Source organism: Streptomyces sp. NPDC018263 (genome assembly GCF_055562575.1).
On sequence record NZ_JBVHFA010000005.1, the window covers coordinates 490,350 to 509,718 of the forward strand.

Sequence of the window (19,369 nt, forward strand, 5' to 3'; positions counted from 1 at the left end):
ACCGGGGGTGCGGCGGTCCCCGCGAATGTTCTTCCACGGGGGTCTCAGCCCGCCGCGCCCGGCCCCGACGTGTCCGCCGCCAAGGTGATGGCCAGGGCTCCCAGGACCGTGCCCATCGCGTAGCGCTGGAGCTTCAGCCAGGACGGGCGGTGGGACAGGAACGTGGCGATGGTGCCGGCTGCCAGGACGATGGCCAGGTTCACCGCGACGCTCACGGCGATCTGGCAGGCGCCCAGGAGGAGGCCCTGGGTGAGGACGTGACCCCGGTCCAGGTCGACGAACTGGGGGATCAGGGACAGGTACATGATGGCGATCTTGGGGTTGAGCAAATTCGTCATCAGGCCCATCGTGAAGAGCCTGCGGGGGGAGTCCGGCGGGACCTCGCGCGGGGCGAAGACCGAGACGCCGCCCGGCCGCAGCGCCGACCAGGCCAGGTACGCGAGGTATCCCGCGCCGGCCAGCTTCACCGCGACGTACAGCTCCGGCACCGCGAGGAAGAGCACCGAGAGGCCGAGGTTCGCCGCCAGCAGGTAGGCGACGAAGCCGAGGGCCACCCCGCCGAGGGAGATGAGCCCGGCGCGTCTGCCCTGGGTGATGCTGCGGGAGACCAGGTAGATCATGTTCGGGCCCGGGGTGAGGACCATCCCGAGGGCCACCACCGTCACCCCCAGGGCGGCGCTGGGCTCGATGAGCATGGAAGAGTCCCCCCGTCGGGTGCTTGAGCCGGGTGCTTGAGCGGTATTGCCTTGAGGCTATGAGCCGTCAATTCTCGGTGCAATAGCCGCTATTGTTCTCGGGGCAATGTCGTGAAAGGGGGCCGGAGTGAGCGACTACCGGAGCGTGGCCGATGCCGTGGCCGAGGAGATCCGCGGCGGAGCCCTCCGCCCCGGCGACCGCCTGCCCCCGCAGCGCACGTTCGCCCGCCGGCACGGCATCGCGGAGTCCACCGCCACCCGCGTCTACCGCGAACTCGCCCGCCGCGGCCTCACCGTCGGCGAGGTCGGCCGGGGCACCTACGTCCGCGCCGAAGCCGAGTCCGCCGCCCCCGCCCTCACCGAACCGGCCGCCGCCCGCGTCGACCTGGAGCTGAACCACTCCACCCTGCCCGGCCACGCCGCCCTGCTGGCCGAGGGCCTGGCCCCGCTGACCCGCCCCGACATCCTCGGTGACGCCCTCCGCCCGGTCGGCGCCGCAGGCACCCCCGCCGCCCGCGAAGCCGCCGCCGACCTGCTCGCCCGAGGCGGCTGGCGTCCCGGCCCCGGCCAGGTGCTGTTCGCCGGGAACGGCCGCCAGGCCGTCTCCGCCGCCGTCGCCGCCCTGGTCCCGCCCGGCGGCCGGCTCGGGGTCGAGGAGCTGACGTACCCCGTCATCCGTACGGTCGCCGCCCGGCTCGGCGTCACTCTCGTGCCGCTCGCCATGGACGACGAGGGGCTCGTCCCCGAAGCCGTCGAGCAGGCCCACCGGCGCGCCCCGCTGCACGCCGTGTACACGCAGCCGACCCTGCACAACCCGCTCTCGCTCACCGCCCCGCCCGCCCGGCGGGCCGCGCTCGCGGAGGTGCTGACCCGGCTGGACCTCCCCGTGGTCGAGGACGCCGTCTGGGGCTTCCTGCGCGGCGAACTCCCGCCGCTGGCAGCGTTGTTGCCTGAGCGGACCGTGCTCGTCGACAGCCTCTCCAAGCGCGTCGCCCCCGGCCTCACCCTCGGCTTCCTCGTCGCACCGCCCGCCCGCACCGACGCCCTGGCCACCTCACTGCGCTCGGGCGGCTGGACCCCGATGCGGTTCGCCCTGGAGGTCATGCGGCGCTGGCAGCGCGACGGCACCGCCGACCGGCTCGTGGCCGACAAGCGGCGGGACGCGGCCGTACGGCAGGCGCTCGCGGCCCAGCGGCTCGACGGGTTCGGCGTGCGCGGGGACACGCGCGCCTACCACTGCTGGTGGCGGCTGCCCGACGGCTGGCGCGCGGACACCTTCGTCGCCGCCGCGGCCCGCCACGGCATCGCCGTCGCCCCGGCCGCCGCCTTCGCCGTCCGCCGCGACAGCGCCCCGCACGCGGTCCGCCTCGCCCTCGCCTCCCCGCCCGCCGACGCCCTCGGCCCCGCCCTGGACACCCTGGCCGGCATCGCCCGGTCCGCCCCGGAGGATCTGCTCGCGGACTGACGGGCCGCCTCCCGCGCTGTATAAAGGTATGCAAGGGGTGCCGTGGCTGAATAGGTGACGGTGCCCGACCCCGCCCCGGCGCTGTACCCTCCGTACTTTCCGCGCGGGGCGCCCGGGACCCGACGACATCTGGAGGGGGAGCGCGGCATGAGCGCGAGCGACAGCCCTGCGAACCGGTTGCAGGCGCTCTTCGAGGGGCACCGGCTCACGCCCACCCAGCGCCGCATCGCGCACAGCATGGTGCGCCGCGCGGCCGACGTGCCGTTCCTGTCCAGCGTGGAACTGGCCGAGCTGGCCGGGGTCAGCCAGCCCTCCGTCACCCGGTTCGCGGTCGCCCTCGGCTTCGACGGCTACCCGGCGCTCCGCCGCCATCTGCGCGAGGTGGTCCCCGCCGAACCGGCCGCGGACAACGGCGCGTTCAACGAGTACCAGCAGGCCGTCGAGGCCGAGATCGAGAACCTGCGCCACCTCGCGGAACTCCTCGCCGACCCCGCCCCCGTCCAGCGCGCGGGCCGCGTCCTGGCCGCCTCCCGCCCGCTGCCGGTGCTGGGCCTGCGCGCCGCCGCCCCGCAGGCGTTCGGGTTCGCCTACTTCGCGGCCAAGGTCCACCCCGACGTCCGGCTGCTCGACGAGGGCGGCTCGATGGTGCAGGACCGCGTCGACGCCGCCGTACGGGCCGGTGCCTCCGCGCTGCTCTGCTTCGCGCTGCCCCGGCACCCGCGCGAGGTGCTGGACACCCTCGCCTACGCCAGGGAGGCCGGGCTGACGATCGTCACGGTGGCCGACTCCGCGTTCGCGCCGGTCGCCAAGTACTCCGACCTGCTGCTGCCCGCCGCCGTCGGCACCGGGCTCGCCTTCGACACCACGTGCGCGCCGATGCTGCTGGGCCGGGTCCTGCTGGAGGCGCTGTGCGACGGGTTGCCCGACGCACAGGCCCGGCTGGAGGAGTTCGACGCGCGGGCGTCGGCGCGCGGGCTCTTCGTGGAGTGACCGGCGCGCTCTAAGGCTCGTCTCAGGTTCCCTCGTTAACCTGCCGCGCGAACAACGGACACGGTGACGCGGGAGGCCGACGTGGCGCGCGGTGGACAGGGACTGGCCCGGGTGGCCGTCGTCGTACGGGCCGGAGCGGGCCCGCTGATCAGGCTCGGGGTGCTCGCGGCCGCCCTCGGCGCGGTGCCGGAGGGGCTGACCGGGCGCGTGGCCGGAGCGGCGGCCGGAGCCGCGCTGTTCGTCCTCGCCACCGCCGTCACGGCCCTGGCCCACCGGCCCCGGTACGCGGCCCTCGCCGCCGGTGCGACCCGCGCGGGACGGTACGACCTGCTCCAGGACCGCGCGGTGACCACCCGCAACTGGCGCCGGGGACACCGCTGGTGGCTGCTGCTCGCCTTCTTCGCCGCCCTCGGCAGCGCCTTCGCCCTGCCCGTGGCCGGCGGTCTGCTGCTCGCCGGAGCGGGCACCGGGCTCCGGCTGAAGGCGGGGTGGCTCGGGCGCCGCGAACGGGCGCTGGACGCGCTCCTCTGGGTACGCGTCGACTGGCTGGACCGGCGCGGCGGAGCCCCGGCCGGCAAGGCCGTACGGGGGCTGCGGAGCACCGGAGTCGCGGCGGGCGACGCGACCCCCGGCGGGGCCCGCCGCCGTGCCACGGCGTCGGTGTAGCTCAGACCTCCAGGTCCCCCTCGATCCGCTTCAACTGGTGCCGGGCCATCGCCAGGTTGGCCCGGCCGTCCAGCACCAGGTAGAGGAACAGGCCGTTGCCGCCCCGGCCCTTCAACAGCCGGATCAGGTGGTACTGGTCGCTCAGCGTGATCAGGATGTCCTCGATCTCGGCGTTGAGCCCCAGGTGCTCCATGGTGCGCATCTTGGCGCGGATCACGTCGGTGTTGCCCGCGGCGGCGACGTTCAGGTCGAACGTCTTGCTGCCGCCCAGCGTGCCCAGCGCCATGCCGCTGGTGTAGTCGACGAGCGCGACGCCGGTGGCACCCTCGATGGAGGTGAGCGCCTCTTTCAGTGCCGTTTCGGTGTTCGCCATGGTTCTGCTGTCCTTTCGGAGGTTCAACTCTCGGTTGCGGTAGGTGTTTCGGTGGCCGCGGCCCGCGGAGTGCGGGTGGCGGCGCGGGTACGGACGGGCGCGGGCCGGGCGGGCCGCTCCGGCGCACGGCGCCGGGCCTCGGCCTCGGCGGCGTCGAGCAGTTCCCCGACCCGGGCCCCGGCCCGGCGGCCCTCCAGGTGCAGCCGCCCGACGTTGACCCGGTCCTGCGCGAGCAGCGTCAGTACCGCGGTGCGCCCGGCCGCGTAGGTGGCGACGTAGCCGCGCTCGCCGCGCACCAGCAGCTCCCGGAAGCCGCCGTTTCCGGTGGCGTCGGCGAGCCGGACGGCGACGCCCAGCGAGGCAGCGGTGAGCGCCGCCAGCCCGTCGGGGTCGACACCGGGGGTGTCGTGGGCGACGACCAGGCCGTCGACGCCCGCCGCCAGGGCGCCGGTGAGCTGGGGTACGCGGGCGCGCAGCCGCCGCAGCTCGTCCACGACGGCGGCCAGGTCCGATTCGGGCAGCATCAGCTCTCTCCTCTCGGCGGGCGGTTGCCGTTCAAAGCGCCTCCAGCGCATTCCTGAGCCTCTTCAGCAGCGCGATGTCGGGGTCGGTGACGGTGAGCGGGGCCGGTGGATGGAACCCCGCGGGCGGCGGGTCCGGCGCGGTCGGCACCGGCACCGGCGCCAGCAGCCCGTCCGCGGTGAGCCGCCGTACGTCCACCAGGGTGTGGAACGCCTGACGCCCCAGGTCGTGGGCGATCCGCAGCGCGGTACGGACCCCGTCCACCCGCTCCAGCACCGCCCGGCGGCGGGGCGGGACCTGGGCCGCGCCCACCGGATCGGCCCGGATCAGCGGGGCGCTGTCGGCGGCCGGGTCGGGCCAGAGCCGGTGCAGCAGCAGGCGCCGGCGCAGCGTCTCCCGCTCCAGCGCCACCACCGGCACCGAGGGCAGCGGGCCCAGCCGGGGCGTGCCGTCGTAGCGGAACCGGCCCGGTGTGCTGCTCGGCGCCAGGGCGAAGTACCCGGCGTCGTACAGCGCGTCCAGGTGGCACAGCTCCAGCGCGCCCTCGGGGAGCAGCCCGGCGTCGAGCAGCAGCCGGGCGGCGTCCGCGGGGCTCGCGGAGTGCTCGGTGGCCCGCTGCCAGGCGGTCGCCGCGAGGGTGCCATGGGCCGTGAGGAGCACGCCGAGGCCGGGGGCGAGCGGACTCTCGGCGTGCACCACTCTGCCCTGGGCCAGGTAGAGCGTGCCGTGCTCGCGGACGAGGACACCGGTGGCCTCTTCCTCCGCCAGCCGTCTGAGCATCGGGGACAGGGCTCCCGCGAACGGGTCGCGCTGGTCGCTCCGGTCCCGCACGGGCAGTGGCGGGGGTATGTCCACCACGGTCATCCCAGCACCAGCCGGTCGGCCATCTCGCCGAGCCTGATCCGGGCGAGCGCGAGGTTGCCCTCCGCGCGGCCCACCCACAGATGGAGGAAGACACTGCTGTCGAAGGAGGTGTCCACGAACCGCAGCAGGTGATAGCTGTCGTGGTTGCTGACGATCACGTCCTCGACCGGTGGCCGCCCGTCCTCGCTCTCCCCGGCCGAGAAGGCGCCGTGCTCGGCTGCCAGCCGGGCCAGTTCGGCGGCCTCGGCGGCCGTGGTCTCGTGGTCACCGCCGGGCGCCTCGCCGACCGTGCCGAGGGCCAGTCCGCTCGTCCAGTCCACCAGCGCCGCCCCCCGGGCGCCGGGCAGCCGCATGGCTTCCAGTAAGCATTCGTCGATTCCGGGCACCGTGGGCTCCCCTCCCCGCCTGGGTCTCCGGCTCAGTGACACTGACACTACGCAACGTGTGCGTGGCGGGTGAGGGCTTTGGCATTTTCCGTTGGAACGTGCGTCCGGCGTACTAGTGTGGGCCGATTGGCCTGCGTTGCGCGGAAGTCGGCCCCTTTGTCCGTGTGCTGTCCGTGCGCTGTCCGTGCGCTCTTTGTCCTCCGGGCGGACTTCCCGCGTCAACGGCTCCCGTGCGTACCCAGGGTGGTGAGCGCGTCCGCGTGCGCCCCTCCGGACTCGGCCAGGATCTGAGCCACCGTCTGCGGCTCGCGCACGACCGCGAACCCCACGCCCCCGGCACCGTCCGGCACGAAGCCGTAAATGCCGGGCCGGGCAAGGGAGTTGTACGAGTAGTGGTGGGCGAAGTAATAGGCGCCGGTGTCCAGCACGGCCACCAGGTCGCCCTGCTCCAGCGCGGGCAGCGCGCGTCCCTCGGCGAGCAGGTCCCCGGAGAAGCAGGCGGGACCCGCCACGTCCTGCACCACCGCCGGCCCGGACTTGGGCCGCCCCTCGGCGTCGTACGCAGCGATCCGCAGCGGCCACTGCGCGGGGGCGTACACCGTCCGGGCGGCCACCTGCACGCCCGCGTGCGTCACCGCGATCGGCCGGCCGCCCGCGCTCTTGGCGTACTCCACCCGCGCCAGCACCGTGCCGTGCTTGGCCAGCAGCGACCGGCCGAACTCGGTCACCAGCCCGTACCGCCCGTCGAACAGCCCCGGCACCTCGGCGGCCAGCAGCCGGGCGTACTCCGCGTACGTCGGCGCGGTCGCCTCGGCCGTGAAGTCGACCGGCAGTCCGCCGCCGATGTCCAGGGTGTCGATCTGGCGCCGCCCGGCCCGCTCGTTGATCTCCTCCGCCAGCGCGTACGCCTCCGCCACGCCCCGCGCCATCAGCGGCAGCGGGATGCCCTGCGAGCCGGTGTGCGCGTGCAGCCGGGTCAGCCAGGGCCGCTCCAGGTACGCCCGCACCACCCACTCCCTGGCCCCCTCGTCCAGCAGCGCCACCCCGAACTTCGAGGTCGGCGTCGCCGTGGAGGTCGCCCCGATCGTCCCGCCGCCGACCTGCGGGTTCACCCGGATGCCGAGCGGGGACCGGGTGGCCCCGGCCGCCACCAGGGCGTCGATACGGGCCAGCTCCTGCGGGTTGTCCGCGTTGACGGCGACCCCCAGCGCCAGCGCCTCGCGCAGCTCGCCCGGTGTCTTGGCGGGGGAGTCGAGCACGGTCCGGGAGGCCGGGACCCCGGCCGCGCGGGCCAGGGCCAACTCGCCGGGGCTCGCCGCCTCGGCGCCCAGACCGGCCGCGTGCAGCAGGTTCAGCACGGGTACCAGGGGGGCCGCCTTCACCGCGAAGGCGTGCAGCACCGGGGTGCCCGGCGCCACGACCGCGTCGAAGGCCGCGCGCAGGGCGGCAGCCGACTCCTGGATTCCGGCGACGTCCAGCAGGGCGACCAGCGGCGCGTCCGGGCCGAGCAGGGCGCCGGTCACCGCGCCCCGCACGGCGGCGTCCCGCCGGGCGACACGCGCGGCGGCCTCCCGCTCCCGCGCCTCGGTGCCGTCGTGCTCCACGGTCTCCTGTGCCACGGTGTGCCCTCGTTCCTCTCGCTCGCCCCCGTTCGCTGGTTCCAGCCAAACATTCCCGGCGCGCGGGCGATGGCACCCGGTACCTATTGACTAGCTCTATTCACGACTGGACTATGTGAATAGAGACAGCAACAGGAGGAGCACACGATGTCGGGACCCCGCCCCGTACGAGCACCGCGCGGCACGGAACTGAGCACCCTGGGCTGGCAGCAGGAAGCCGCCCTCCGGATGCTCCAGAACAACCTCGACCCCGAGGTCGCCGAGCACCCCGACAAGCTCGTCGTCTACGGCGGCACCGGCAAGGCCGCCCGCGACTGGCGCTCCTTCGACGCCATGGTCCGCACGCTGAAGACGCTCAAGCAGGACGAGACGATGCTCGTCCAGTCCGGCCGCCCGGTCGGCGTCATGCAGACCCACGAGTGGGCGCCGCGCGTCCTCATCGCCAACTCCAACCTGGTCGGCGACTGGGCCAACTGGGAGGAGTTCCGCCGCCTGGAGGCCCTCGGCCTCACCATGTACGGCCAGATGACCGCCGGTTCCTGGATCTACATCGGCACCCAGGGCATCCTCCAGGGCACCTACGAGACCTTCGCCGCCGTCGCCGCGAAGAAGTTCGGCGGCACCCTGGCCGGCACCATCACCCTGACCGCCGGACTCGGCGGCATGGGCGGCGCCCAGCCGCTCGCCGTCACCATGAACGACGGCGTGGCCATCTGCATCGACGTCGACCCGCGCGCCATCGAACGCCGCATCGAGCACAGGTACCTCGATGTGAAGGCCGACAGCCTGGAGCACGCCCTCCAGCTCGCCACCGAGGCCCGCGACGCCCGCCGCCCGCTCTCCATCGGCGTCCTCGGCAACGCGGCCGAACTGGTCCCGCAGCTCCTCGCCATGGGCGCCCCCATCGACATCGTCACCGACCAGACCTCCGCGCACGACCCGCTGGCCTACCTCCCGGTCGGCGTCGACTTCGAGGACATGGCCGACGCCGCCGCGAAGGACCCGGCCGGGTTCACCACCCGCGCCCGCGAGTCCATGGCCCGGCACGTGGAGGCGATGGTCGGCTTCATGGACGCGGGTGCCGAGGTCTTCGACTACGGCAACTCCATCCGCGGCGAGGCCCAGCTCGCGGGCTACGACCGCGCGTTCGCCTTCCCCGGCTTCGTCCCCGCCTACATCCGGCCCCTCTTCTGCGAGGGCAAGGGCCCCTTCCGCTGGGCCGCGCTCTCCGGCGACCCGGCCGACATCGCCAAGACCGACCGTGCCCTGCTGGAGCTGTTCCCGGAGAACGAGTCCCTCGCCCGCTGGATCAAGATGGCCGGCGAGCGGGTGCACTTCCAGGGGCTTCCGGCCCGGATCTGCTGGCTCGGATACGGGGAGCGGGACAAGGCGGGCGAGCGGTTCAACGACATGGTGGCGAGCGGCGAGCTCGCCGCTCCGCTGGCCATCGGGCGGGACCACCTCGACTGTGGGTCCGTCGCCTCTCCCTACCGGGAGACCGAGGCGATGCTGGACGGGTCCGACGCGATCGCCGACTGGCCGCTGCTGAACGCCATGGTCAATGTGGCTTCCGGGGCCTCCTGGGTCTCCATTCACCATGGCGGCGGTGTGGGGATGGGCCGGTCCATCCACGCGGGGCAGGTCAGTGTGGCGGACGGGACCGCGCTGGCGGGGGAGAAGATCCGTCGGGTGCTGACCAATGACCCCGGTATGGGCGTCATCCGGCATGTGGACGCCGGGTACGACATCGCGGAGTCGGTTGCCGAGGAGCGGGATGTCCGGGTGCCCATGCGTGAGGGTGAGGGGGAGTGACCTCCTCTTTCCAGGAGATGTGGGCCGAGTTGCTGCCCGTCGGGCGGCACTCGGACTCCGGGGGCTACCGGCGTTACGCCTGGACTCCTGCCGATGCCGAATGCCGGGCCTGGTTCAAGGAGCAGGCCGAGGCTCGCGGGCTCAGCCATGAGGTCGACCGGAACGGCAATCAGTGGGCCTGGCTGGGAGACCCCGCCGAAGGGGATGCCGTCGTCACCGGGTCGCACCTGGACTCCGTACCCGATGGTGGGGCCTTCGACGGGCCCCTGGGAGTCGTCTCCGCCTTCGCGGCACTCGATGAACTCCGCAGCCGGGGAGTCGAGTTCGACCGGCCCCTCGGCATCGTCAACTTCGGGGACGAAGAGGGCGCCCGGTTCGGGCTGGCCTGTGTGGGGTCGCGGCTGGCCGCCGGGCAGCTCACCGTCGAGCAGGCGCATCTGCTGACCGACGGGGACGGGATCACCCTGCCCAAGGCGATGGCCGCCGCCGGCTACGACCCCGACGCCATCGGCGCCGACCCCGAACGCCTCGCCCGGATCGGCGCGTTCGTCGAGCTGCATGTCGAACAGGGCCGGGCGCTGGACCTGTCCGGCGACCAGGTCGGCATCGCCAGCTCCATCTGGCCGCACGGGCGCTGGCGGTTCGACTTCCGGGGCGAGGCCAACCACGCGGGCACCACCCGGCTCGCGGACCGGCGCGACCCGATGCCGGCGTACGCGGAGACCGTGCTCGCCGCCCGCCGGGAGGCCGAACTCGCCGGTGCTGTGGCCACGTTCGGCAAGATCTCCGTGGCACCCAACGGGGTCAACGCCATCCCCTCCCTGGTGCGGGGCTGGCTCGACTCCCGCGCCCCCGGCCAGGAGGCGCTGGACACGGTCCTCGACGGCATCACCCGGGCCGCGCGGGAGTACGCGGACGCCCACGGCATCGATCTCGACGTGGTCCGGGAGTCCTACACCCCGGTGGTGGAGTTCGACCACGCCCTGCGCGACGAACTCGGCCGCCTGCTGGGCCGGGAGGCCGGGTTGACGGTGCCCGTGCTGGGCACCGGTGCCGGGCACGACGCCGGGATTCTCTCCGGGACCGTCCCGACCGCCATGCTGTTCGTGCGCAACCCCACCGGTGTCTCGCACTCCCCGGCCGAGTCCGCGACCGAGGACGACTGCGTGGCCGGGGTGCGCGCCCTCGCCGACGTACTGGAAGGACTGACCCGCAGGTGACCCAGGGAACCTACTGGTTGGAGCACGCCTGGCTCGGCACGAACGTCGAGCCGGGGGTGCTCGTCGAGGTCGCGGACGGCCGCGTCACCGCCGTCCGCACCGGCCCGCCCGCCCCGCCGCCCGGCGCCGAGATCCTGCGCGGTCTCACCCTGCCCGGCCTCGCCAACGCGCACAGCCACGCCTTCCACCGGGCCCTGCGCGGCACGGTCCAGGTCGGCTCCGGGACCTTCTGGACCTGGCGCGAGACGATGTACTCCGTCGCCCACCGGCTGACCCCGGAGACCTACCACGCCCTCGCCCGCGCGGTGTACGCCGAGATGGCCCTGGCCGGGATCACCTGCGTCGGGGAGTTCCACTACCTCCACCACGCCCCCGGCGGCACGCCCTACGCCGACCCCAACGCCATGGGCGAAGCCCTGATCGCGGCCGCCGCCGAGGCCGGCATCCGCATCACCCTGCTGGACACCGCCTACCTCTCGGCGGGCTTCGGCGAGCCCCCCAACCACCATCAGCTCCGCTTCTCCGACGGCACCGCCGACGCCTGGGCCGAACGCTGTTCAGTTCTCAAGGAACAGGATCACGCGCGGATCGGCGCGGCCGTCCACTCCGTACGGGCCGTCCCCGCCGCCCAGTTGGCGACCGTCGCGGGCTGGGCCGGGGAGCGGCGGGCCCCGTTGCACGTCCACCTCTCCGAGCAGACCGCCGAGAACGACGCCTGCCTCGCCGCGCACGGTGTCACCCCGGCCCGGCTGCTCGCCGACCACGGCGTGCTCGGACCGCGCACCACCGGCGTGCACAGCACCCACCTGACCGGCGAGGACATCGCCCTGCTCGGCGGCTCGGGCACCGGCACCTGCATGTGCCCCACCACCGAGCGCGACCTGGCCGACGGCATCGGACCCGCCGTCGCCCTCCAGAGCGCGGGCTCCCCGCTCTCCCTCGGCTCCGACAGCCACGCCGTCATCGACCTGCTCGAAGAGGCGCGCGCGATGGAGCTGGACGAACGGCTGCGCACCCGTACGCGGGGTCACTGGACCGCGGCCGCACTGCTCCGCGCGGCCACCGAGGACGGCCACGCCGCGCTCGGCTGGCAGGAGGCGGGCGCCATCGAGCCGGGACGCCTGGCCGACTTCACGACCATCGCCCTCGACTCCGTCAGGACGGCCGGGCCGCCGCCCCGGCTCGGCGCCGAGACGGCCGTATTCGCGGCGAGCGCGGCGGACGTCCGGCACACGGTCGTGGGCGGCCGCCAGGTCGTACGGGACGGGGCGCACACGCTTGTGCCCGACGTGCCGTCCGCCCTCGCGGACGCGATCGGCGCCCTGCGCGACTGACCCCCACCGGACCCCCTACCGGCACCCCCGAGGACACCGAGCACACCATGAGCAGCAGCACCGCCATCACCAACATCGCCACGCTGGTCACCAACGACCCCTCCCTCGGTGACAATTCCCCTCTCGGACTCATCCAGGACGCGGCCCTGGTCATCGACGGCGAACGCGTCGTGTGGGCCGGTGAGTCAAGCAAAGCACCCGCCACTGACAATCGCCTCGACGCCGGTGGGAAGGCGGTTCTGCCGGGCTTCGTGGACTCCCACTCGCACCTGGTCTTCGCCGGGGACCGCACCGCCGAGTTCAACGCCCGCATGTCCGGCCGTGCCTACAGCGCCGGCGGCATCCGCACCACGGTCGCCGCCACCCGCGCCGCCTCCGACGCGGAGCTGGAGGCGGGGCTCGTCCGCCACCTGGCCGAGGCGCTCCGCCAGGGCACCACCACGATGGAGACCAAGTCCGGCTACGGTCTCACCGTCGAGGACGAGTCCCGCGCCCTGCGCATCGCGGCCGCCCACACCGACGAGGTGACCTACCTCGGCGCCCACATCGTCGCCCCCGAACTCGCCGAGGACCCGGCCGCGTACGTCGCCCTGGTGACCGGGGAGATGCTGGACGCCTGCGCGCCGCACGCCCGTTGGATCGACGTGTTCTGCGAGAAGGGCGCCTTCGACGGCGACCAGGCGCGCGCCGTCCTCACCGCCGGCCGCGCCAAGGGCCTGCATCCGCGCGTTCACGCCAACCAGCTCTCCTACGGACCCGGCGTCCAGTTGGCCGTGGAGCTGGACGCGGCCAGCGCCGACCACTGCACCCACCTCACGGACGCCGACGTGGACGCGCTGGCCAACAGCGGCACGGTCGCCACGCTGCTGCCCGGCGCCGAGTTCTCCACCCGGGCGGAGTGGCCGGACGCACGCCGTCTGCTGGACGCGGGGGCCACGGTGGCGCTGTCCACGGACTGCAACCCCGGCTCGTCGTACACCTCGTCCGTGCCGTTCTGCGTGGCGCTGGCGGTGCGGGACATGGGGATGACCCCGGACGAGGCCGTGTGGGCCGCCACGGCGGGCGGAGCGGCCGCGCTGCGCCGGACCGACGTGGGCCGCCTCACCTCCGGCAGCCGGGCCGACCTGGTGCTGCTGGACGCCCCGAGCCATGTCCACCTCGCCTACCGCCCCGGCGTGCCCCTGGTCGAAGGGGTGTGGCGGCGCGGCGTCCGGGTGGTCTGACCGGCCGGTGCCCTTGGCACGGACCCCGTCCGCGTCAGCGGGCCCCCGCCCGCCATCGCTGGTCGCGGCCGCCGTTCAGCGGCCGCAGTTCCACCCCGCCACCGCCGTCGGGTGCCACGGCCGTCTCGATGGCGATCTGGGGCCGGATGGTGCCGTCCGGGTCGACCGTGAAGCGGAGGTTGTCGCCGTTGTCGCCGTGGACCGAGTCGCAGAGCCAGATGCCCACGCCCCGGTCGACGTCACCCCGGCTGTCCAGGCAGAAGTCGGAGTCGGCGGCGGAGCGGACGACTCCCAGACCGCTGTCGACGCTCCAGCGCTGGGTGGGCGAGGAGGTGCAGGGGGCGGTGACGACGTCGGTCCCCTTGTCGAAGTCGCCCGCGCGTACGTCCAGGCACGTGCCGGCGGCCAGATTCACCACCTGGGCGGGCGCGGCGCCCGGCGGCGCGGGCGGGGGCGGGGGCGTGGGGGAGGCGCTGGGCTCATGGTGGGTCGGCCGGGGCGCCGGCCGGTGCGAAGTCCTGGTCGGGGCCGGTGAACCGGCCGAGCGGGTCGGAGTGGGGGAGGCGGCGGGCGAGGGGGAGAACGTCGCCGTGACCGTCACCCGCGGGGGTGCGGGGGCCGCCACCGGCTGTCCGGGGGAGTCGTCCTGACGTACGAGCAGGAACACCACGAGCGAGGCGAGGGCGATGCCCACGGCCACCGAGGCCGCGAGACGGCGGCGCCGCCGCGGCCGGTTCCGGCGCGGGGCGGACCCCTCGGGCGCCGGGGCCGCGGCAGGACCGCACAGATGGGCGTATGCCGTGCCGCCCCAGGGGAGCAGCCCCTCCGCGAGGGTCTGCCGCGGAGTGTCCCGCAGGGCGCTCAGGTCCTCGAACGCGGCCGTGCAGCAGGCACATCTGGCCTTGTGCGTGTCCAGGTCGACGCTGCGGCGGGGGCCGTCCGGCCGCACCGCCTCCTCGATCAGCCGGCGGAAGTCGGCGCAGCGCGGGTCGTCGGACGCGGCCAGCCGGTGGCGCAGGCATGCCTGGGCCAGCGCCTGCACGGCTTGCGGGACGCCGTGGGCGACATCGGCGGGGCCGAGACCCAGGTAGGCGGCGGTCCGCTCCTGGGGTTCCTCCTCCAGGACGCCGTACCAGACCAGGCCCTGGTCGCGGGACGGGAGCGACTGGAACGCCGGGAGCAGGGGCGGGACCGGACCGTCGGGCACGCCGGCGGAGTTGAGCACCAGCAGCAGGCCGGGGTCCAGACCGGCCGCCCGGTCGTCGCGGGCCCAGGACGCCGCGGTACGACCCGTCAGGAGCAGCAGGTGGTGGCGCAGCGGCACGATCGGCTCGATGCCGCGCGCGGTGTCACGGGCAGCCGCGGTGAGGGCCTCCGACGCCAGCCGGCGGGCAGTGGACTCGCCGGTGGTGCACAGGCGGGCATAAGCGAGGACCGCCGGCTGGTGGCGGCGGCGCAGCTCCTGCAGCGCCGGATACGCCGTCGGGGTCCGCCCGCGCAGCAGTTCGGTGAGCCGCGCGTCCGGCACCTCCCGGACGTCGTCGTCCGGGCCGGCCTCGTCGCCCTGAGCCATGCGCGCCCTCCGTCCCCGTGGGGGTTCTGACATACCAGCCAGTTCGGGTGGCCCATGGTGCTGGAGGGATGCGGTCCGGGAAAGGGGTTACTCCAGGTAACCCATAACGGTTGGGGCGCCGGTGACACGGAGAGGCGGCCCGGCACTGTCTGCCGGGCCGCCTCACGCGCGGGGAAAGTTGCCGCCTCCGGCGGCGCCCGCCGTCACTCGTCCAGCGTCAGTCCCTTGCGCAGCCGCGTCAACGTCCGGGACAGCAGCCGGGAGACGTGCATCTGGGAGATGCCCAGCTCCTCGCCGATCTCGGACTGGGTCAGGCCCGCCACGAAGCGCAGGGAGAGGATCTTCCGGTCGCGGGGCGCCAGTTCGGCGATGAGGGGCTTCAACGACTCGACGTACTCGATGCCTTCGAGCCCGTGGTCCTCGTACCCGATGCGGTCGGCGAGCGCGCCCTCGGTGTCGTCGTCGGCGGGCTGCGCGTCCAGCGAGGAGGCGGTGTAGGCGTTCGAGGCGGCCATGCCCTCGACGACCTCCTCGTGGGAGAGCCCGAGGCGCTCGGCCAGTTCCGCGACAGTGGGGGCGCGGTCCAGCCGCTGGGCCAGCTCGTCCCCGGCCTTGGCCAGGTCGAGCCGCAGCTCCTGGAGGCGGCGCGGGACGCGCACGGACCACGAGGTGTCACGGAAGAAGCGCTTGATCTCGCCGATGATGGTCGGCATGGCGAAGGTCGGGAACTCGACCCCGCGCGACATCTCGAAGCGGTCGATCGCCTTGATCAGGCCGACCGTGCCGACCTGGACGATGTCCTCCATCGGCTCGCTGCGGGAACGGAACCGCGAGGCGGCGAACTTGACCAGCGCCAGGTTCAGTTCGACGAGGGTGTTGCGGACGTACGAGTATTCGTACGTGCCCTCCTCCAGCGACTCCAGGCGCTCGAAGAGCGTCTTGGACAGGGCTCGCGCGTCCACCGGTCCGACCTCGTCGAAAGGCGGGATCTCGGGGAGCCCCGCCAGGGGGTCGAGAGGGTCGATGGTGTGGTCCAGCATTTCCGGTGGGGGTGTCGACGTCGCTTTGTGGGTAGGCGATCCGTCGAGCCGGGCTGACATGGGTGTCCTCCATCGTTCTCGGCATATGGCTGCCGAAGCCGATACGTGCACTGCGGTGTGCGGCGCCTCCGAAGCCGGCGTGTAGGGATGTGTGTCGTACTAGCCCTACCTGCTTCGGCGAGCTGGTCGCAAGTGTCATTTGTGGCGATATGCCCGTTTCTGGGGGGTTGTTCGGGTGTCGAAGTGTGGCTGGAAGGCGTAATGTTCGAGGGCATCAGCAGCCAAGACCTCGGGAGAGAGACGGCATGGACCACGGGACGGTCGGCAGCGCACAGTCGGGCCGGCTTCTGGTGGAGGTGCGGGAAGAGGGTTCCAGCGCCGTAGTGACGCCGGCGGGTGAACTCGATCACCACACCGCCGATCTACTGCGCGAGCCGCTCGACGACCTCCTGGAGAAGGGCTTCTCACGACTTGTCGTGGACTGCTCGCGGTTGGAGTTCTGCGACTCGACAGGACTGAACGTGCTGCTGGGGGCCCGCCTCAAGGCGGACGCCGCCGGTGGTGGCGTGCACCTCGCGGGCATGCTGCCCGTGGTCGCGCGCGTGTTCGAGATCACGGGAGCCGAGGCGGTCTTCACCGTCCACGACTCCGTGGAAGCCGCCCTCGCGGGCGAGACCGGCTGACTCCTCCCGTACGCCCCCTTGGGCCGTCGCTCGCGAGCGTCGGTGAATGAGGGGGTGTTCCGGGGGATCAGTCGGGCAGGAGACATCTGAAACCTTTCGGCAGCCCCGCCGCCGAACCCGCTCCGGGAACCGGGGAAGGGGTCCGGCGCGACGTATGAGGCGAGGGGCGGACGCCGAAGGTGACGGAGGCAGCACGCGGACACCGGGCGGACGGTGAACCGGCCGTCCGGGACCGAACGGAGTCGGACTTTTGAATCGTGTACTGGTCAATCGGTGAGGTGAAGCGCTGATGAGCACCACCCGGCCCTACTCGCCGGGCGACGGTGGCCCGGAGCCGAGCGGCGCTTCCGGCATGCCCGAAGGAGACGCGGCGGCGTCCGGGGCGGCCCTGAGTGCCGCCCTGCCCGTCGCGCCCTCGGAGGTCGCGCCGGAGGCCAGGGGACGGCAGGTCCGCAGGCTCAGGCTGGACGGAGAGAGCGGGGTGGTCCCGCTCGCCCGTGACTTCACCCGCCAGGCGCTGTACGAGTGGGGCTGGCTGCCCGCCTCGGGCGCCGAGCAGCGGGCCGCCGCCGAGGACGTGCTCCTCGTCGTCTCGGAGCTGGTCACCAACGCCTGCCTGCACGCCGACGGTCCGGACGAGCTGCTCCTGTCCTGCGACCGCAAGGTGATCCGTCTCGAGGTCACCGACCGCGGCGCCGGCCAGCCCGCCCCCCGCACCCCGCACCAGGCCGGCCGCCCCGGCGGCCACGGCATGTTCATCGTCCAGCGCCTCAGCCTCGACTGGGGCGTCGTACGCACCCCCGACGAGTCCGGCAAAACAGTCTGGGCCGAACTGGCCGCCCCGGCCTGAGCGACGGCGCGCCCTACGGCCCGCGCCAAGATCACTCCGGCATGACGAAGGCCGCCGCACCCCCGAGGGTGCGGCGGCCTTCGCCGTCGTGTCCTGCGTGCCTCAGCGCACGTCGCCCATGAGCGACTTGACCTTGCGGCGGTACATCCACACCGCGAATCCGGCGAGGGCCGCGAGCAGGGCCTCGCCGAAGACGGCGCCCGTGCCACCGAGGTCCACTCCGGCGATGGCCGGGTTGGACAGCAGGCTGGTGATGGAGTCGCCGGCCGTGACGGCGAGGAACCACACGCCCATCATCTGGCTGGCGTACTTGGCGGGGGCCATCTTCGTCGTCACCGACAGGCCCACCGGCGACAGGCACAGCTCGCCGACGGTCTGGATGAAGTAGATGCCGACCAGCCACATCGGGCTCACCGAGGTGCCGTTCGCCGCCATGCCGAGCGGGATCAGGAAGAAGAAGAACGAGACACCGATCAGGACCAGACCCATCGAGAACTTCACGATGGTGCTGGGCTCCTTGCCCCTGCGGTTCAGCCACACCCACACGAAGGCGAACACCGGGGCCAGCGCCATGATGAACAGCGCGTTCACGGACTGGTACCAGGAGGACGGGAAGTCGAAGCCGAACATCGCGTTCGCGGCCTTGCCCTCGCCGAACGCCTGCACCGTGGAGGCGCCCTGGTCGTAGATCATCCAGAACACGGCGGCCGCGACGAAGAACCAGATGTAGCCGGTCATCTTGGACTGCTCGAGGGACGAGAGCTCCTTGTCGCGCTTGATGCGCAGCAGCACGCCCGCGGGGATGACCAGACCGATGATCGTCAGCGGGATCATCGCCCAGTTCATGGTGAAGTGACCGGTGCCGCCGACGATGGCGTAGAACACCACCGCGCCCAGCAGCCAGGCGAGGCCCTTGCGCAGCCAGGTGGTGCGCTCCTCGGTGCTCAGCGGCTTCGGGACGACGTTGCTGACCGGGTTCAGGTGACGGGTGCCCAGCAGGAACGACGCGAGACCGATGGCCATGCCGACCGCGGCCAGGCCGAAGCCGAGGTGCCAGTTGACCTCCTGGCCGACGGTGCCGATCACCAGGGGAGCGAAGAACGCGCCCATGTTGATGCCCATGTAGAAGATCGTGAAGCCACCGTCACGGCGCGGGTCGTCCGGGCCGTCGTACAGGTGGCCGACCATCGTGGAGATGTTGGCCTTGAGCAGACCCGAACCGGCCGCGACCAGCGCGAGACCGGCGAAGAACGGGGCCTGGCCGCCGGGGAGCGCCAGCACGAGGTGGCCGCACATGATCGTGATGGCCGCGATGGCCACCGTCTTGCGCGGGCCCCAGACCCGGTCGCCGAGCCAGCCGCCGGGCATGGCGAGCAGATACACCATCGCCGAGTAGACGGAGACGATCACCGTGGTGGTGGCCACGTCCATCGCCAGGCCGCCGCCCATGCTGCCCTTGCCGGCACCGGGGCCGCCGGACAGCAGATAGACGGTGAGCAGGGCCTTCATGCCGTAGTAGGAGAACCGCTCCCACATCTCGGTCATGAAGAGAGTGGCCAAGCCGCGGGGGTGGCCGAAGAAGGTCTTCTCGGTACCCGGGGTCTCCGGGCGGGCCGAGTCCTTCGTCAGGCTGGACGCCATGGTCGTTCCTTGCTGGTCGGGACGCGCGATGGAGCGCTGCGCGCCCGGTGGGGGGTGCGGCCGGCACCGGCAGGGTCGGGCGTCCACCCCCACGCCCTGGGGGTTCCCGCATCGAAGACATCGAAGGCGGAGGACGGCGACCACCGGGATCCACGCTCCGACGCGTCACTGCGTACGGAGCCCGGCCAGAGGTCATTCCTTTCAAGGCTGAGCGGAGTCAGCCCGCACAGAAAAGGAGACCCTCGGCGTCATGTGCCCGCCAAAAGGCCCCCGGTGTGCTACAGGCGTTCAGGTCACCATACGGCAGGACACTGCCGGATATGGAAGGACTTGAGACACGGATCACAGGAATCAGGGGAACCGGGCGACCTGTTTCCAAGGTGTCTTCCACGATCGCATCGCACCGTCACTGG

Annotated in this window: 18 protein-coding genes; 9 read left to right on the top strand and 9 right to left on the bottom strand. The window is 73.0% G+C overall.

Annotated features, from left to right (window positions below; genetic code table 11):
- Positions 1 to 44: 44 nt before the first annotated feature.
- On the bottom strand, positions 45 to 695 hold the full coding sequence (locus ACZ3HQ_RS17840) for a LysE family translocator (RefSeq protein WP_467511900.1): 651 nt from the start codon (positions 693 to 695) through the stop codon (positions 45 to 47).
- 127 nt (positions 696 to 822) lie between these two features.
- On the opposite strand from ACZ3HQ_RS17840, the gene ACZ3HQ_RS17845 reads away from it, so the two are divergent.
- The 3 genes from ACZ3HQ_RS17845 (at position 823) to ACZ3HQ_RS17855 (ending at position 3,816) form a co-directional block, all read left to right on the top strand.
- Positions 823 to 2,160 (top strand): aminotransferase-like domain-containing protein, encoded by a 1,338-nt coding sequence (locus ACZ3HQ_RS17845; RefSeq protein WP_467511902.1) that lies wholly within the window; start codon positions 823 to 825, stop codon positions 2,158 to 2,160.
- Positions 2,161 to 2,307: 147 nt separating this feature from the next.
- Positions 2,308 to 3,150, top strand: coding sequence for a MurR/RpiR family transcriptional regulator (locus ACZ3HQ_RS17850; protein ID WP_467511904.1), 843 nt, complete (start codon positions 2,308 to 2,310; stop codon positions 3,148 to 3,150).
- A gap of 81 nt (positions 3,151 to 3,231) precedes the next feature.
- Positions 3,232 to 3,816, top strand: a complete 585-nt coding sequence (locus ACZ3HQ_RS17855; protein WP_467511906.1) for a hypothetical protein — start codon at positions 3,232 to 3,234, stop codon at positions 3,814 to 3,816.
- 1 nt (position 3,817) lies between these two features.
- Here ACZ3HQ_RS17855 and ACZ3HQ_RS17860 read toward each other — a convergent pair whose 3' ends face one another.
- The 5 genes from ACZ3HQ_RS17860 to ACZ3HQ_RS17880 form a co-directional block, all read right to left on the bottom strand.
- Positions 3,818 to 4,189: a roadblock/LC7 domain-containing protein gene (locus ACZ3HQ_RS17860; RefSeq protein ID WP_467511908.1), complete on the bottom strand. Its 372-nt coding sequence runs from the start codon at positions 4,187 to 4,189 to the stop codon at positions 3,818 to 3,820.
- Positions 4,190 to 4,212: 23 nt separating this feature from the next.
- Positions 4,213 to 4,713, bottom strand: coding sequence for a roadblock/LC7 domain-containing protein (locus tag ACZ3HQ_RS17865; RefSeq protein ID WP_467511910.1), 501 nt, complete (start codon positions 4,711 to 4,713; stop codon positions 4,213 to 4,215).
- A gap of 31 nt (positions 4,714 to 4,744) precedes the next feature.
- Positions 4,745 to 5,575, bottom strand: coding sequence for a transcriptional regulator (locus ACZ3HQ_RS17870; RefSeq protein ID WP_467511912.1), 831 nt, complete (start codon positions 5,573 to 5,575; stop codon positions 4,745 to 4,747).
- Positions 5,572 to 5,961, bottom strand: coding sequence for a hypothetical protein (locus tag ACZ3HQ_RS17875; RefSeq protein ID WP_078858580.1), 390 nt, complete (start codon positions 5,959 to 5,961; stop codon positions 5,572 to 5,574). The genes ACZ3HQ_RS17870 and ACZ3HQ_RS17875 overlap by 4 nt, the downstream gene beginning before the upstream one ends.
- A gap of 218 nt (positions 5,962 to 6,179) precedes the next feature.
- Positions 6,180 to 7,580, bottom strand: coding sequence for a type III PLP-dependent enzyme domain-containing protein (locus ACZ3HQ_RS17880; protein WP_467511914.1), 1,401 nt, complete (start codon positions 7,578 to 7,580; stop codon positions 6,180 to 6,182).
- A gap of 147 nt (positions 7,581 to 7,727) precedes the next feature.
- Between ACZ3HQ_RS17880 and hutU the strand changes: the two genes are divergently transcribed.
- From hutU to hutI, 4 genes are read left to right on the top strand one after another with little or no spacing between them, the layout of a single operon-like run.
- On the top strand, positions 7,728 to 9,392 hold the full coding sequence (gene hutU, locus ACZ3HQ_RS17885; protein ID WP_467511916.1) for a urocanate hydratase: 1,665 nt from the start codon (positions 7,728 to 7,730) through the stop codon (positions 9,390 to 9,392).
- 17 nt (positions 9,393 to 9,409) lie between these two features.
- Positions 9,410 to 10,612, top strand: a complete 1,203-nt coding sequence (locus tag ACZ3HQ_RS17890) for an allantoate amidohydrolase (protein ID WP_467512035.1) — start codon at positions 9,410 to 9,412, stop codon at positions 10,610 to 10,612.
- Positions 10,609 to 11,946 (top strand): formimidoylglutamate deiminase, encoded by a 1,338-nt coding sequence (locus ACZ3HQ_RS17895; RefSeq protein ID WP_467511918.1) that lies wholly within the window; start codon positions 10,609 to 10,611, stop codon positions 11,944 to 11,946. The genes ACZ3HQ_RS17890 and ACZ3HQ_RS17895 overlap by 4 nt, the downstream gene beginning before the upstream one ends.
- A 47-nt stretch (positions 11,947 to 11,993) precedes the next feature.
- Positions 11,994 to 13,169, top strand: coding sequence for an imidazolonepropionase (gene hutI, locus ACZ3HQ_RS17900; protein ID WP_467511920.1), 1,176 nt, complete (start codon positions 11,994 to 11,996; stop codon positions 13,167 to 13,169).
- A gap of 34 nt (positions 13,170 to 13,203) precedes the next feature.
- Here the strand turns inward: hutI and ACZ3HQ_RS17905 are convergent, their stop codons facing one another.
- Together ACZ3HQ_RS17905 and ACZ3HQ_RS17910 are read right to left on the bottom strand one after the other, a co-directional pair.
- Positions 13,204 to 14,742 carry a ricin-type beta-trefoil lectin domain protein gene (locus ACZ3HQ_RS17905; RefSeq protein ID WP_467511922.1) on the bottom strand — a complete coding sequence of 513 codons (1,539 nt, stop codon included), beginning with the start codon at positions 14,740 to 14,742 and terminating at the stop codon, positions 13,204 to 13,206.
- 203 nt (positions 14,743 to 14,945) lie between these two features.
- Entirely contained in the window at positions 14,946 to 15,842 is an 897-nt protein-coding gene (locus tag ACZ3HQ_RS17910; RefSeq protein ID WP_467511924.1) for an RNA polymerase sigma factor SigF, read from the bottom strand.
- A 245-nt stretch (positions 15,843 to 16,087) separates the two neighbouring features.
- On the opposite strand from ACZ3HQ_RS17910, the gene ACZ3HQ_RS17915 reads away from it, so the two are divergent.
- Positions 16,088 to 16,465 (top strand): STAS domain-containing protein, encoded by a 378-nt coding sequence (locus ACZ3HQ_RS17915; RefSeq protein ID WP_031184324.1) that lies wholly within the window; start codon positions 16,088 to 16,090, stop codon positions 16,463 to 16,465.
- Positions 16,466 to 16,754: 289 nt separating this feature from the next.
- Positions 16,755 to 17,315: an ATP-binding protein gene (locus tag ACZ3HQ_RS17920; RefSeq protein ID WP_467511926.1), complete on the top strand. Its 561-nt coding sequence runs from the start codon at positions 16,755 to 16,757 to the stop codon at positions 17,313 to 17,315.
- A 102-nt stretch (positions 17,316 to 17,417) separates the two neighbouring features.
- On the opposite strand, the gene ACZ3HQ_RS17925 is transcribed toward ACZ3HQ_RS17920, so the two are convergent.
- Positions 17,418 to 18,956, bottom strand: coding sequence for a peptide MFS transporter (locus tag ACZ3HQ_RS17925; protein ID WP_467511928.1), 1,539 nt, complete (start codon positions 18,954 to 18,956; stop codon positions 17,418 to 17,420).
- Positions 18,957 to 19,369: the final 413 nt, after the last annotated feature.

Bases quoted from the DNA above. Each gene is read 5' to 3' on its own strand.
- ACZ3HQ_RS17840 (WP_467511900.1), bottom strand. From the start codon at position 695: ATGCTCATCGAGCCCAGCGCCGCCCTGGGGGTGACGGTGGTGGCCCTC.
- ACZ3HQ_RS17850 (WP_467511904.1), top strand. From the start codon at position 2,308: ATGAGCGCGAGCGACAGCCCTGCGAACCGGTTGCAGGCGCTCTTCGAG.
- ACZ3HQ_RS17860 (WP_467511908.1), bottom strand. From the start codon at position 4,189: ATGGCGAACACCGAAACGGCACTGAAAGAGGCGCTCACCTCCATCGAG.
- ACZ3HQ_RS17865 (WP_467511910.1), bottom strand. From the start codon at position 4,713: ATGCTGCCCGAATCGGACCTGGCCGCCGTCGTGGACGAGCTGCGGCGG.
- ACZ3HQ_RS17870 (WP_467511912.1), bottom strand. From the start codon at position 5,575: ATGACCGTGGTGGACATACCCCCGCCACTGCCCGTGCGGGACCGGAGC.
- hutU (WP_467511916.1), top strand. From the start codon at position 7,728: ATGTCGGGACCCCGCCCCGTACGAGCACCGCGCGGCACGGAACTGAGC.
- ACZ3HQ_RS17890 (WP_467512035.1), top strand. From the start codon at position 9,410: ATGTGGGCCGAGTTGCTGCCCGTCGGGCGGCACTCGGACTCCGGGGGC.
- hutI (WP_467511920.1), top strand. From the start codon at position 11,994: ATGAGCAGCAGCACCGCCATCACCAACATCGCCACGCTGGTCACCAAC.
- ACZ3HQ_RS17905 (WP_467511922.1), bottom strand. From the start codon at position 14,742: ATGGCTCAGGGCGACGAGGCCGGCCCGGACGACGACGTCCGGGAGGTG.
- ACZ3HQ_RS17910 (WP_467511924.1), bottom strand. From the start codon at position 15,842: ATGTCAGCCCGGCTCGACGGATCGCCTACCCACAAAGCGACGTCGACA.
- ACZ3HQ_RS17915 (WP_031184324.1), top strand. From the start codon at position 16,088: ATGGACCACGGGACGGTCGGCAGCGCACAGTCGGGCCGGCTTCTGGTG.
- ACZ3HQ_RS17920 (WP_467511926.1), top strand. From the start codon at position 16,755: ATGAGCACCACCCGGCCCTACTCGCCGGGCGACGGTGGCCCGGAGCCG.
- ACZ3HQ_RS17925 (WP_467511928.1), bottom strand. From the start codon at position 18,956: ATGGCGTCCAGCCTGACGAAGGACTCGGCCCGCCCGGAGACCCCGGGT.